This is a genomic window from Bacillus sp. FSL K6-1366 (assembly GCF_037976695.1).
GTDB classification, from domain to species: domain Bacteria; phylum Bacillota; class Bacilli; order Bacillales; family Bacillaceae; genus Bacillus; species Bacillus subtilis.
The window spans coordinates 3,214,355-3,227,596 of the sequence record NZ_CP150268.1 but is presented as its reverse complement, the minus strand read 5'-3'; the positions used below and the strand labels follow the sequence as shown (position 1 = coordinate 3,227,596).

General features: G+C 43.9%; 14 protein-coding genes. 8 read left to right on the top strand and 6 right to left on the bottom strand.

What is annotated here, in order from left to right:
• Positions 1–7 precede the first annotated feature (7 nt).
• A complete protein-coding gene (locus tag MHI44_RS16865; protein WP_003233277.1) occupies positions 8–874 on the bottom strand; it encodes a Cof-type HAD-IIB family hydrolase in 867 nt (288 codons plus the stop codon).
• 485 nt (positions 875–1,359) lie between these two features.
• On the opposite strand from MHI44_RS16865, the gene MHI44_RS16860 reads away from it, so the two are divergent.
• Complete coding sequence (locus tag MHI44_RS16860) at positions 1,360–2,433, top strand: DNA alkylation repair protein (protein ID WP_339202466.1); 1,074 nt, start codon at positions 1,360–1,362, stop codon at positions 2,431–2,433.
• Positions 2,434–2,476: 43 nt separating this feature from the next.
• On the opposite strand, the gene MHI44_RS16855 is transcribed toward MHI44_RS16860, so the two are convergent.
• The gene (locus tag MHI44_RS16855) at positions 2,477–2,830 is read right to left on the bottom strand and encodes a YlbF family regulator (protein ID WP_003224239.1); all 354 of its coding nucleotides are present in this window, start codon (positions 2,828–2,830) and stop codon (positions 2,477–2,479) included.
• Positions 2,831–2,922: 92 nt separating this feature from the next.
• Entirely contained in the window at positions 2,923–4,056 is a 1,134-nt protein-coding gene (locus MHI44_RS16850) for a DUF445 domain-containing protein (protein ID WP_339202465.1), read from the bottom strand.
• Between the two features lie 266 nt (positions 4,057–4,322).
• On the opposite strand from MHI44_RS16850, the gene spaC reads away from it, so the two are divergent.
• The 6 genes from spaC (at position 4,323) to MHI44_RS16820 (ending at position 8,438) form a co-directional block, all read left to right on the top strand.
• Complete coding sequence (spaC, locus tag MHI44_RS16845) at positions 4,323–5,414, top strand: spore coat associated protein SpaC (RefSeq protein ID WP_003245845.1); 1,092 nt, start codon at positions 4,323–4,325, stop codon at positions 5,412–5,414.
• Positions 5,404–6,765 carry a spore coat associated protein YheD gene (yheD, locus tag MHI44_RS16840; RefSeq protein WP_015715592.1) on the top strand — a complete coding sequence of 454 codons (1,362 nt, stop codon included), beginning with the start codon at positions 5,404–5,406 and terminating at the stop codon, positions 6,763–6,765. The genes spaC and yheD overlap by 11 nt, the downstream gene beginning before the upstream one ends.
• A gap of 149 nt (positions 6,766–6,914) precedes the next feature.
• Complete coding sequence (locus MHI44_RS16835) at positions 6,915–7,133, top strand: YheE family protein (protein ID WP_010886462.1); 219 nt, start codon at positions 6,915–6,917, stop codon at positions 7,131–7,133.
• A gap of 212 nt (positions 7,134–7,345) precedes the next feature.
• Positions 7,346–7,549, top strand: coding sequence for a beta type acid-soluble spore protein SspB (sspB, locus tag MHI44_RS16830; RefSeq protein WP_003233287.1), 204 nt, complete (start codon positions 7,346–7,348; stop codon positions 7,547–7,549).
• Between the two features lie 104 nt (positions 7,550–7,653).
• The gene (locus MHI44_RS16825) at positions 7,654–7,779 is read left to right on the top strand and encodes a hypothetical protein (protein ID WP_003245136.1); all 126 of its coding nucleotides are present in this window, start codon (positions 7,654–7,656) and stop codon (positions 7,777–7,779) included.
• A gap of 38 nt (positions 7,780–7,817) precedes the next feature.
• The gene (locus MHI44_RS16820) at positions 7,818–8,438 is read left to right on the top strand and encodes an SDR family oxidoreductase (protein ID WP_339202464.1); all 621 of its coding nucleotides are present in this window, start codon (positions 7,818–7,820) and stop codon (positions 8,436–8,438) included.
• A 49-nt stretch (positions 8,439–8,487) separates the two neighbouring features.
• Here MHI44_RS16820 and bmrD read toward each other — a convergent pair whose 3' ends face one another.
• The 3 genes from bmrD to MHI44_RS16805 all read right to left on the bottom strand — a co-directional run bounded on the left by bmrD (position 8,488) and on the right by MHI44_RS16805 (position 12,544).
• Positions 8,488–10,509 carry a multidrug resistance ABC transporter ATP-binding protein/permease BmrD gene (gene bmrD, locus MHI44_RS16815; RefSeq protein WP_088325507.1) on the bottom strand — a complete coding sequence of 674 codons (2,022 nt, stop codon included), beginning with the start codon at positions 10,507–10,509 and terminating at the stop codon, positions 8,488–8,490.
• The gene (bmrC, locus tag MHI44_RS16810) at positions 10,506–12,263 is read right to left on the bottom strand and encodes a multidrug ABC transporter ATP-binding protein BmrC (protein ID WP_273797432.1); all 1,758 of its coding nucleotides are present in this window, start codon (positions 12,261–12,263) and stop codon (positions 10,506–10,508) included. The genes bmrD and bmrC overlap by 4 nt, the downstream gene beginning before the upstream one ends.
• Before the next feature lie 119 nt (positions 12,264–12,382).
• On the bottom strand, positions 12,383–12,544 hold the full coding sequence (locus MHI44_RS16805) for a hypothetical protein (protein WP_010886461.1): 162 nt from the start codon (positions 12,542–12,544) through the stop codon (positions 12,383–12,385).
• 163 nt (positions 12,545–12,707) lie between these two features.
• On the opposite strand from MHI44_RS16805, the gene MHI44_RS16800 reads away from it, so the two are divergent.
• A complete protein-coding gene (locus MHI44_RS16800) occupies positions 12,708–13,208 on the top strand; it encodes a universal stress protein (RefSeq protein ID WP_339202463.1) in 501 nt (166 codons plus the stop codon).
• Positions 13,209–13,242 lie beyond the last annotated feature (34 nt).

Here is a 13,242-nt window from a genome sequence, read left to right as displayed (position 1 = left end):
GGCTTATTTACACACGTTTCATGTGGAACTTATCAAGAAATCCTTTTCGCTGCTGCATTCGGAAATATTCCTTCATCATATAAGCGACACCTTGCTCGTCATTGGACCTTGTAACCCAATCTGCCTTTCTCTTAATTTCCGGAACGGCATTCCCCATCGCTACCCCAAGACCGGCAAGTTCGATCATCGGCAGATCGTCATACTGATGCCCAATGGCCACGACATCATCCATACTCAGGCCCAGCTCTGAAGCGACGAGGGCCAAACCCGCTTCCTTCGAGACACCTTTCGGGACGATATTCAGCTTCTCATCGTTTACGCGAATCACGTCCACCGCAGGGAAGGCTTTTGTAATCGTTTCTGTAATGTCATGCTGAATGTCGTGCTCCGTGTACACCTCGATGACGGGTGCACTCACCGGCTCATCCATGAGGAGATCGCTTAATGATTCAACGAACTGGACTGGATAAAAGATCGGGTCAGACGGATGAATGAGTGCTTTACCCAATAAATTCGAATTCACCTTTTTCTTGTTTCCGATGGAATACTTTTCGTGAAGAAGCCGAATATTACATTGATAGCTCTCCAGCACTTGAACAATGTTAAAGGTATGATCATCAGAAATTCTTTTTTCAAAAAACGGGGCGTCAATTTTCTCAGCGATATATGCCCCGCTATGGGTGATCAGCTTGGCATCAAGCTTTAGCGATTTCGCTATTTTCTGTGCTGAGCGAAAATGACGGTTGGTCACAAGTGTGACGTAAATCCCTTTTTTCTTTACATATTCAATCGCGTCTTTCGTTGCCTGATGAATCTTCCCGTTCGACCGAAGCAGCGCTCCATCTATATTTAAGGCAAGCAATTGTTTTGACACAGAGATGTCCCCCTCCTTGATGACTGTACTTGTGTATAGGATATGACCCTGTCTCTGTGTTTAGAACAACCTTTTCTTAAAGCAAAAAAAGCCTGGCTCAGCAGACTTTATGTATGGCTTGTTGATAGGATACGATCGAAGCAGCCATTCTCCCTAATATCGTTATTTCGATTTACGAAAAATCATGTATCAGGAACCCCTTGTTTGACCAATGATGCGCTCCGAACACTTACTCTCTGTTGCTTATCCCCTCTATATAACGGCATGATATGCGACCGTATCCATTTGAAATAGGTAAGTGTAGGCGCTTTCAATGTTATTATCTCAGTTTTCTTTTCCGATGACAAGGGTTTTTTTAACTAAAAAAAGTAACCAACTTTTGTATATCCGTGGTAGGATCAGTTGTTAATTTTTAGGACTATACACTTGATCCAGAACGTACATTCCCATACAATATAAATAATAAACGAAAAAGCGGTGTTTATATGGCTGATTTAAAAGAAATATATAATGAAGAACTGATATCTCAGTTGATCCATCATGTAAGGTCATCCTATCCTGATTTTAACAAAAACAGATTCTTGGATACTTTACGGCTGGAGGACTGGCCTGAACTCACTTTAAAAGAGCGGATGCGCCGCGTGACAGTTTCTTTATACGAAACTTTGCCAAAACAATACGTTGAAGCGCTCACAATTTTACGGGATACAGCCCCTCATTTTAAAGGACTCAGCGGAATTTTATTTCCAGATTATGTGGAACAGTACGGGTTAGCGCATTGGGAAGAATCAATAAAGGCATTGGAATACTTTACGCAATATTCGACCTCAGAATTTGCTGTAAGGCCTTTTTTGCTGTTAGATCAAGAAAAGATGATTGCACAATTGCTTGCATGGTCTGAGCATAAAAATGAACACGTGAGAAGACTTGCGAGCGAAGGCAGCAGGCCCCGCCTGCCATGGGGAAAATCGATACCGGCTTTGAAATCGGACCCTTCCCCCGTATTGCCGATCCTTGAGAAGCTGATGCAGGACGAGTCCTTATATGTAAGAAAAAGCGTGGCCAACAACCTTAATGATATATCAAAAACGCATCCTCATTTACTGAGAAAAGTCGCAGATCAATGGTACGGAACACATCCCCATACAGACTGGATTATCAAACACGCCTATCGGACCTTATTAAAAAAGGGTGATAAACAGGCCTTAGCGCTTTTTGGTTATGAAAATGCTGATTCGATACAACTACATGATTTAACATGCCAGCCCAAACGTATAGTTATTGGCGAAAGCCTTGAATTTTCTTTCTATATTCATTCAGACAGGGATCAAAAAGTAAGAATTGAGTACGCAATTGATTTTGTAAAAGCAAGAGGCCAGCGTCATCAGAAAGTATTTAAAATAACAGAAACAAATATACGAAAAAACGAAACGAAATCATACACAAGAATCCAATCCTTTAAGGATTTAACCACCAGAAAGCATTACAAAGGAATTCATACATTATCAGTGATCATCAAGGGAGAGGTAAAAGATTCATTGGATTTCCAAGTTTGCTGAATGAATAAAAAATCCCTTCTTATCCAAGAAGGGATTTTGCTTATTAGCCTTCAACACTGCCGTAAAGCTCTTCTAAAGGCTTCATAATGATTTTGTTCAATTCACCAATCAGCATGCTCATGCGCTGCTCCGCTTCCATCAGCTGAGAAATTTTTTCGTGCTGCTGTACAAGCGCAACTGTTTTTTGAGCCTGCGTCACTTCTTCTTGTGTAATCTCTTCTCCTGCCATTTGTTTTTGCTGGAGTCTAAGCTGTACATCACGGAAGTTTTCGAACATGCGCTTCGCTGATTCATCTGCGTTAACTTCGTCGTAAAGGTTTTTTAAACGGGTGAACTCTTCGCTCCCGCGTAATGCATTTTCCAGATCATATGCTACATCATAAAAATTAACAGCCATTGTAAATAGCTCCTTTCATCATTGCCGTTTGACATACCACTCCACTATAACAGACTATGGAGCTCCTTTCATTAATCAAAACCCATTTCTTCTTAAAAAAGGATGACAAACAATGCTTGAATCGCGCCTATAATTCCGCCGAGAAGCCCCCCCAAATAGGTAATCATTTTAAATTCTTTTTTTGAAATGGACAGCACCATTTCTTCAAGACGCTCCACCGGGAACTGATCCACCTGCTCCTTGACGATTTCCTCAAGATGCAACCGTTTTAAGGCACTTTCAAGGTTGGACGAAATCCCTTCAAGCAATTTGTCTAACAGTGCCGGCAGCATTTGCTGGGTCAGCTCAGATTCATAGCGGACGGTAAGCGTGCCAATCGTATTGTCGAAGAAAGGGGCAGTCGAAAATGCTTGCAGCACTCTTCGTTTCAAACTGAAAATGAGAGCCTTTGCATTCCATTTTTCATCTGCTTCATTAAACGTATACTCCCTCAGCTTGCCCCATTCGTTTTTTAAGAGATCAGAAAGCAATTTATTTGTTTCCTCATTGCGCAAGAATTTCAGCAGCTCCGGCAGCACGCGATCCGCAAGGCTTGAATTGCCAAGAAACATTTGCACCATGCTTCCAAGCATGCCGCGCTCTTTTAAAAAGTCATCAATCATATTGCCAAGACGGATTTTTCCTTCATCACTTTCAAAATAACGGACACTCCGTGACAATATATATCCTGAAATCATCGGAATTTTTTCCTCAAGCTTTTCCTGCACCTCTAAAGGCACCAGCTCTTTTAACGATTGATCCCCGTATTGGCGGAAAAGCTCATTCAGCTTATCATCGGTCCAGCTGCTGATCCATGCATCAGCAGCTTTTTCGGGGCGCTTCATCCCGGCTTTTTCAAGCGCTTCTTTTACTATCACTTCAGAAAGTGACAGCTTTTGAATCAGCTGTTCCCCCACGCGAAGAGCCTGCGTTTTGGCTGCATCAGAGACGAGCCGCTTTTTAATGCCTGCAGGGGTTAAGAGATGATTGACTACCATCAGTCCCATTTGTTTTGCAAGCTCATCTCGCCGTCTTGGAATCAGCCCGGGCGTAAAAGGAACTCGCTTCCCAAACAAATAGTACGCTTTATACGGCCTAAACAGCATTTGAATTGCTAAATGATTGGTCACCGCCCCAATGGCAGCGCCGATCACGATCATAAAAATAAAGGTTCCTGCAATACCCATTCCTATTCATCTTCCTCCATCTGTGCTTCAGCTTTTTTCATATAGATTATGTACCTATACGTATTATAGAGGCTCATGCAATCACTTAGCAAACGAGGAGACAAATTCCTGTTCTTAGAAAATCAGCTTGTTCTTTTGGAATAGGGCAAGGTGGAGAATCGTATTCTGTAAAGTAGAATACCGTCAGCTGCGTTCGTCTTACATGTATTTAGTGTAAAGCTGCGGACACCCGCCGGCAGCTTTTGAATAAAAGGGGGAGTCTCACCATGATAACACTCGGTTTTATGTCCTTATCCCGCCAGCATGAAGCGGATTATTCCGCAGAACTGGCCAAAAGAGCACCCGAATTCGGCATACGTTTCATCCGGTTTACACCATTTGATATTTCACCTGACACTTTGCGTGTCAAAGCATCGGTCTATCATTCGGCCAGCAGCACATGGAACGAAACTGAAATGGCGATTCCAGATTATATTTATGATCGCTGTTTTTACGGCAAGGATTCACATTCCCAAAAAGCAAAACCAATCGTTGAGTGGCTCAAAAAATATCCGAAAACGGAATTTATCGGGCGGGGTCTTCCCGATAAGTGGACCGTCCTTCACGATTTGCAGCAGCACTCTGTAATCAATCCCTATATTCCCGAAACGATAAAGGTGAGCCGCTACGAACAAATTCACTCCTTTTTATCCAAAGAAAAAGCCTGCATCCTTAAACCGGCATTCGGCGCGGGAGGCAGAGGCGTGATTCTTTTGAAGCTGGGCAAGAAAAACATCACTGCTACTTATCACATCGGAAAGGATAAGCAGACAAAAACGTTTTCCAACCAGACTTCTTTTAAAACATGGTGCAAAAAAGTGCTTCAGCATCAATATTTGCTTCAGCCTTACTTAAACATTCAAGATAAGGAACAATACCCTTGTGATATTCGTCTGTTTATGGAAAAAAACGAAGCAGGTGAATGGAATACAGTCGGAAAGGCAGTAAGACGCGGATACAAACACGGGCTGCTGGCCAATTTGTCAGGCGGATCTGATGCGCTGACATTTGACTCCTGGTTTGAAGATATACCGAAAAAACAGCAAGTGGTCTTACTAGATGATGTGTTTTCGATTACCCAATCGGTTCCGTATTATCTTGACGAGCGCTATGGGCCGTTGTTTGAACTCGGTCTTGATATATGTCTTGCTAAGGACGGGAGAATTTGGATTTTAGATATCAATTCCAAACCAGGCAGAAAGTCAATCCTGCGTGTCTCTCCCGAGCAAAAAGAACAGCTGTACACTTGTCCCCTAAAGCGCTGCCAATATCTGTTTTCTGAGCAAAGCCAGAAAGGAGTTCTTCCGCGTGAATCCTAAACGGTTTTTGATCGGCATAGACAAAACCAGTGAAAACACCCTGTTTCTGCCCTCTTCGCTGAAGCAAGACGGACTTTTGCATGCTGCATTCGGAACGAAGGTTGTCAGATGCCACGTTGCTTACAGACGGCATCTGGAACAAACCGTGCTTCTCTCTGAAAATCTGTTTCATGAGCTTTTGCTTCCCCACCGAAGCAGGGCAGATATACTGATTCATGATCATACAGTGCATATCGGGCCGTTAGTCGGCATCTTTACGGCAGGGTTTACTGTATCTCTTGAACGCCCATTTAAGGATCGTTCCCTCTTTTTTTCTAAGCTTGTCACGTTACACGAGCAAGCCGGGGGCTACTGCTTCGTTTTTGGCGCGCACCAAATCAATTGGGAGGAAGGCACGATTGAAGGCCTCCTTTACAGGGAAAACGGCTGGGAGAAAAAAATCGTTCCATTGCCGAACGTCGTTTATGACCGTTTGCCGAACCGAAAAATTGAAGATTCACTTCTCTTGCAACATACAAAAAAGAGGCTGATCGATGAATATCAGATCCCATGGTTTAATAAAACGTTTTTCAATAAATGGAACGTTCATCAATTGCTCGAAAAAGATCCAAGAACGGCACCCTTTTTGCCTAGATCCGAGCTGACACCGTCTGTGGAGCTGATAGATGAGCTCTGTGGCGCATACAAAAAAGTCTATATCAAACCGGCAAATGGAGCACTCGGCACCGGCATTTATCAGCTGACAAGAACAGATGGCGGCCTGACGGTAAAGCATACGAATGACGCCAAAACTTTTACATCAATTGATTATTCCGATGCCGCCTCATTCCTTGCAGAATTTCAAAAACATCACAACCCGTCCGACTTTCTCATTCAGCAAGGTGTTGATCTCATCGAATTTCAAGGCAAACCAGCGGATTTCCGTGTCCATACCAATAAAAACAGAAAAGGAAAATGGACAGTGACAGCAATCGCCGTAAAAATTTCCGGAAAGAACAGCATTACAACACATCTTTCTAACGGCGGCACTGTAAAGACACTTGCGGAAGTATACGATGATCCCGCTGAAAGAGTTGAGGTCATTAAAAAGCTTTCTGCAGCGGCACTGACGGCAAGCCATGTCCTTCATGATCATATCGAGGGGTTTATCGGGGAGATCGGTTTCGATTTTGGCATTGATCAGAACGGTAAAGTATGGATGTTTGAAGCGAATTCGCGCCCGGGCCGAAGCATTTTTTCTCATCCAAATTTGCATCATGTTGATTCTCTTACAAAACGAAGAAGCTTTGAATACGCGTCATATTTATCTGAGAAGGCAATCATATCTCCTGAAGCATTGTGGCCTTCGTAACCTGTCCGCTTTTTTAATAAAGCGGGCTTATCTTTATCCAAAGCTGGGACAAACTGCATATTTAGGCCTCTTCAATGATGTTCTGAAACAATGATACAATGAACATAAGCCGTTTTTATTTAGGTCAATTGATACCAAATGTAAGGAGCGTGGCCGTAATGATTTCTCATTTCAGCTGGAAACCTTTGTTCCCAAAAGAAAAGCTGCCCGGATGGAAAATTTCATTTTATTATAAAGGGACCCATTATGAAGGCATCTATCATAAGAGCGGTGAGATTGAATGGGGAGACTTGTTTCCCGCCCGCGCTGACGAGCCTGCTCTTACAAACGAGATACATGAACTGATGCTTTTTCATATTTATGACTAGCTTAGCCGCCTAAACGGCTAAGCTTTTTTTCTTTCTCAAGATTTACCACACAATTCTCCGCATGAGTTTCCGGACATTTTAACATAATACGTAGTAACAAGCCGGCAAAGCATTGGGTTACGCCGAGGCGGCAGTGACACCCGAGAAGGGTTCACAGATTGGTGCAACTCCAGTTAACCCAACCATACTAAACAAAAAAGGAGATTTTACACATGGCTAACCAAAACTCTTCAAATGACTTACTAGTTCCTGGCGCAGCTCAGGCTATCGATCAAATGAAACTTGAAATCGCTTCTGAATTCGGCGTTAACCTTGGAGCGGACACAACTTCTCGCGCTAACGGTTCTGTCGGAGGAGAAATTACAAAACGTTTAGTATCTTTCGCTCAGCAGCAAATGGGCGGCAGAGTTCAATAACAATTCAATATATGGCTATAGAGGGCGCGGTTTCCGCGCTCTCTTTATTTTGTCACCCTTTTTTCCTGCTCCACATATCCTAGAAAAAAAGGGAGGGAATCGGGGTGTCATTCATCACCATTGTGAATTGGGAGCTGGTTCAGTTCGTAAGTGTATCCATGATTCATGAATATGTTTCCCATCGTTCTGTTTATTTGTACAGGTATTCTTTCCCGCGCTGTTCAAACTGAGAACATCCTTTTATAATGAAAGGCGAGGAGGTTTTTTGATGAAAATCGCTTTATTAGGAGCCAACGGCCGCGTCGGACAAGCCTTTTTAACACAAGCTGCAGCAGATGAAAGATTTGATATTTTCGCTCTGACCAGATCTCAACATGCTGATCTTCCCCTTTCAAAAGACAGAACCGTCATGGGGAACGCCCGCCGCTTAGAAGATGTGAAAAAAATAATGGAGAATGCTGAAATCGTGATCAGCTGTCTAGGCACAGATGGTGATGATACCTTGTCAACTGCTATGGCACACATTATCTCCACTATGGAGGAACAGCATATCAAACGGCTTATTACGATCGGCACCGCAGGGATCCTAGATTCCCGATATGAACCGGGAAAATACCGGTTTGAAACAAATGAATCGAAACGAAAGCAGACCCGCGCAGCCAAGGAGCATGCAAAAGTATACGAAATGCTTAAAGAATCATCATTAGACTGGACAATCATCTGCCCCACTTACCTCCCGGACGGAACAGCAACCGGCGTTTATCGTACGGAGCGTAACGTTTTGCCTGAGGGCGGCACAAGCATTTCGGTCGGCGATACTGCGGACTTTTTATATCGTGAGCTCGTTACAGGTGAGTATGTCGGATACCGTGTCGGACTGGCTTATTGACTACATAAACCAAAAACCCAAAACACAATTGTTTTGGGTTTTTTGAGCATTATGCAATGGAATGTTTCTGTCCCTTTTGCAGTTCATACATTTGATAATATTGGCCTTCTAATGCCATCAATTCCTCGTGGTTCCCTTTCTCAACAATTTCTCCTTTATCAAGAACCAAAATCTGATCAGCATTTCTGATTGTTGAAAGCCGGTGAGCGATGACGAAGGTGGTGCGTCCTTGTTTGACGACATCAAGCGCCTTCTGGATTACGGCCTCTGTCTCTGTATCAATATGCGCCGTTGCCTCATCTAAAATCAAGATCGCGGGATCAAACGCCAAAGCTCTAGCGAAAGAAATTAACTGTCGCTCTCCAGAGGATAGCGTGCTGCCTTTTTCAATCACGGGCTCATTAATGCCCTTCGGAAGCTTCTTAAGAAGCGGCTCAGCACCGACTTGCCGCAGTGCATTTTTTATTTCTTCTTCAGTCATTCTTTCGTCATCCAGACTTACATTAGATCCGATTGTACCCGAGAATAAGTACGGGTCCTGAAGCACAATGCCCATATGGGATCTGAGTTCCTGTCTTGACATGTTGTAAATGCTTCTCCCATCAATCAGAATATCCCCTTTTTGCGCATCATAAAAACGAAACAGAAGATTCAAAATCGAGCTTTTTCCTGATCCGGTATGGCCGACGAGCGCTACGGTTTCGCCTTTTTGCGCTGTAAAGGAAATATGCTTTAATACCTCTTCACCTTCTTGATACGCAAATGACACATCACGAAATTCAACCCGCCCCAGCGCGCGCTCCTTCGCCGGTTGACCCGCTTCTTCCGTATTCTTTTCTTCAAGCAGTTCAAAAACACGCCCGGCGGAGACCCTTGCAAGCTCCAGCTTTGAAAACTGATTGACGATGCCTGTGATCGGCTGAAATAACCGGTTCAAATAATCGACAAACGCGTACAGCACACCGATAGAAACAATCCCCGCCGCATTCAGGCTCGCACCGCCAAAATGCCAGATCAGACAGACGAACGCAAGATTGCGGATGACATTGACCAGATTATGGGACATTAAGGAGTTTAAATTCAGCATCCTGTTTTGGAAATAAAAATGTGATTCATTTAATTCCTCAAATTCTCTCATTGTTTCCTTTTGATGGCGGAAAGCCTGAATAATGGTCATGCCTTGAATTGACTCATTCATTTTTGCGTTAATGTCACTGTTGATCGAGCGGATTTTTTGGTTGTAATATGACGCATATCTCCGGTATATGACCGACCACAGCCAGATAATCGGCACAATTGCCAGACATACAAACGCAAGCTTCACATCAAGCAGAAACAAAGCCGTGAATATCCCGAACATATAGATTCCGCTTGTCACAAATGTTGAAAGCACTGTGACATATAAATCCCTAATAGCCTCCGTATCATTGGTAATCCGCGCAACGACTTTTCCGGCCGGAAGGTTGTCAAAATAGCGAATCGGCATTTTCTGTATGTGCGAAAACACGTCCTGCCTCATCTTTTGAATAATCCGATTGGCGCTCATCTGCAGCAGATAATGCTGTCCGTATTGAAAGAATACCGAAAACACAAGCAAGCCCCCATACAGGCAGATCAGTAACACCATTCCCTTTATTTCCGGCTGATAGAACTGGAAAAGTTCCTGCTTAGTCAGCTTTTCGGCAGCATATGTCCGGCTCTTGTCTCCGTTTGTGATCGTCAGCTTCCCGTCAGAAACCGTTCTATTCCCGTCGAAGCTGACAGCCTGATCAACAAAATAGAACGCCATTCCCACTTGATAAATATGTGCTTCTTTTGCTTTTGAAACAGGCTCCTGCAATCGGTCCTCTCTGACATATGAGACGCCGTGAAACTGAACGGCATTTTTATCTTTTTCCGCAGCTTCATACCATGTTTTCTCAATGCCGAGGATATGGTCGTCTATCATTTTTTTGCCAATAAAGGGCCCAGTCAGTTCTGCACCGACGGCAACAGTTAGCAAAAGGACGGCTGTGATCAGCAATTTTCGATAAAGAAGTGCGTATCTCCATAACGTTTTTCCTATTTTCATGCCCCTGCTCCCCCTTCTTCCGCAGTGAACAGCTGCTGTCTTTCATATTGTTCCCGGTACCACCCATTATTGGCCAGCAGTTCTTGATGCGTGCCTCTCTCAGCAATGACGCCGCCGTCCATCACAAGGATCAGGTCAGCGTGCTCTACCGCGGATAATCGGTGCGTCAAAATAAATGTCGTTTTTCCTTTGCGGTTTTCTCTGATGTTCTTGATAATTGCAGCCTCTGTTTTGGCATCTACAGCGGAAAGTGAATCATCCAGAATCAAGATTTCCGGATTCGCCATGAGTGCTCTCGCAATCGAAATTCTTTGTTTCTGCCCGCCTGACAGTGCCACGCCTTTTTCACCGACCATTGTCTCCAGACCGGACGGAAGCATGTGCAAATCTTTTTCAAAATGTGCTTCGGCAATGGCTTGCTGAACCTCTTTATCAGTTGCATCCTGTTTTCCGTATAAAATATTTTCTTTTACAGTCCGTGAAAACAGTAAATGATCCTGCGGCACATATCCGATCCATCCGCGGAGCTGGTCAAGAGGGATTTGCTGAATCGGTACGCCTGAAAATGTAATGCTCCCTTCACCTGGAGGGTACTGGCGCAAAAGCTGCTTAATAATTGTCGTTTTTCCGCTCCCGGTTTTACCGGCAATCCCGACAGTCTGCCCTTTTCGCACCGTAAATGAAATATCCTGAAGATTGTCACTTGTTGAGCTTGGATATGTAAAGCTGACATGACTGAAAACGATATCTCCAGGCTCTTTAAGATCAGCGGGCTGTTTTGGATCTGTCACATCCGTTTCATAAGAAAGAGTTTCATTTACCCGATCTAATGACGCATTGCCGCGCTGCATCACGTTAATGAGTTCACCGATTGCAAACATCGGCCAAATCATCATGCCGAGATAAACGTTAAAGGACACTAACTCTCCAAGCGTCAGCTCGTTCCGGAATACAAGAAACGCTCCGTAGCCGAGCCCAATCAGATAGCTTGCGCCGACAAGCAGTTTTACCGTCGGCTCAAACAGTGAATCAATAAAAGCCACTTTCATATTTTTCTGATAAACATCAGCGGTCATTTCATTAAACCGGCGAACATCGTTTGTTTCCTGAACATACGCGCGAATCACCCGCACGCCTGAAACAGATTCCAGCACTCTGTCATTCAGCGCCCCGAACGCGTTTTGGGCCTCAGTAAACCGCTCATGAATTTTACTTCCATATAGACTGATTGCAATCGCCATGACTGGAAGCGGGATAATGGCGGCAAAGGTCAGCTTCCAGCTGATCAAAAACCCCATTGTCAAAAAGATCGTCATCATAAACATCGTAGAATCAACTAACGTCAAGATGCCAAACCCTGTGGTTAAACTGACGGCCTGAAGATCATTTGTCCCTCGTGCCATTAAATCGCCTGTTCGGTTTTTTTCATAAAACGGCGGCGACATAGTCAGCAAATGCCCCATCAGCTTCGTACGAAGAATTTTCTCCATCAGATTCGCTCCGCCAAACAGCTGATGCATCCAAAAATAAGACATGATATACACAGCCGCCGTCAGCACAAAAAAGATACCGATATAAAACAGCAGCCCTTCCGCAGTAAATGCCCCTGCTTTCATATCATCTATGGCGTTCCCCAAGAGCTTAGGCGGAAACATTTCAATGACATTGACTGCTAATAAAAGGACAATCGCAATCGTATAGCGCAGCCAGTACGCCTTAAAAAACCAGCCAAGCTTTTTCAAAACTGAAAACATCTATCCCCATCTCCTCATCAGCCGCCTTCTATTTTTTCCTTGCAGCTTTTTTCATCCAGTTTGGCACGAACTGCCCTCGCCTCTGTATTTGTCTTCACATCCCATACACCTGTCTTTCCTTAGATTTTGTATATAAAAAAGGCATGAAGCGTCAGCTCCATGCCTTTTTTAACCGATATGTTACGCACAGCGCTTTTCAGCGCGCGGTCCGACCTAAAAAACCGTTCACGAAAACAGAACAAAAGGTTTGCCGCGCCAATATGAAACTGTTTGATAAACACGCAAATTCCTTGGCATAGCAAACCCTCCTTCCATTCTGATTTCATCTTTTTATCATCATATAAACAAAACCTTTTATTGTCAATCATTACTTGAATAGGAAAAGGTTAATTGTGCTCAAATTCGGGTAGTAGTGTTGTAAGACGCTTTGAAAGGGTGAGAAGGATGTTCCATGCTGACCGTATCATTGTTGCGTTTGACGGAAGTGAAAATAGTAAGAAAGCGCTTCCGACAGCCATTGATCTTGCTAAAACCGTAAATGCCGCTATTACCGTCGCCCATTCACATGATATGAAAGACAATCAGACCGTCATCGACCCGCCCAGACCCGCAGCTGAGGCAAGCTATATCAGCGGAGGCATGACAAGTGTTCCTGATCCGCTGATATCTGATGTAACATCACCTGAGCCAATGATCTATGAAGACCGTACGGAAGAAGTCATCGCCGAAGCCAGAATGATGCTGAATGAACAGCAGGCAGATGGAGATATCGATATATTAGAAGGCGATCCGGCTGAATCAATTATCGAGCATGCAAACCGCATTTCTGCCGATATGATCGTAACCGGAAGCAGAGACCAAAACAGGCTGAAAAAGCTAATATTCGGAAGTGTAAGTGAAAAGCTTTCAGCGAAATCGGATATACCCGTCCTGATTGTAAAGTGAGCACGCCCTGTGCTCACTTCTTTTATATTCATAA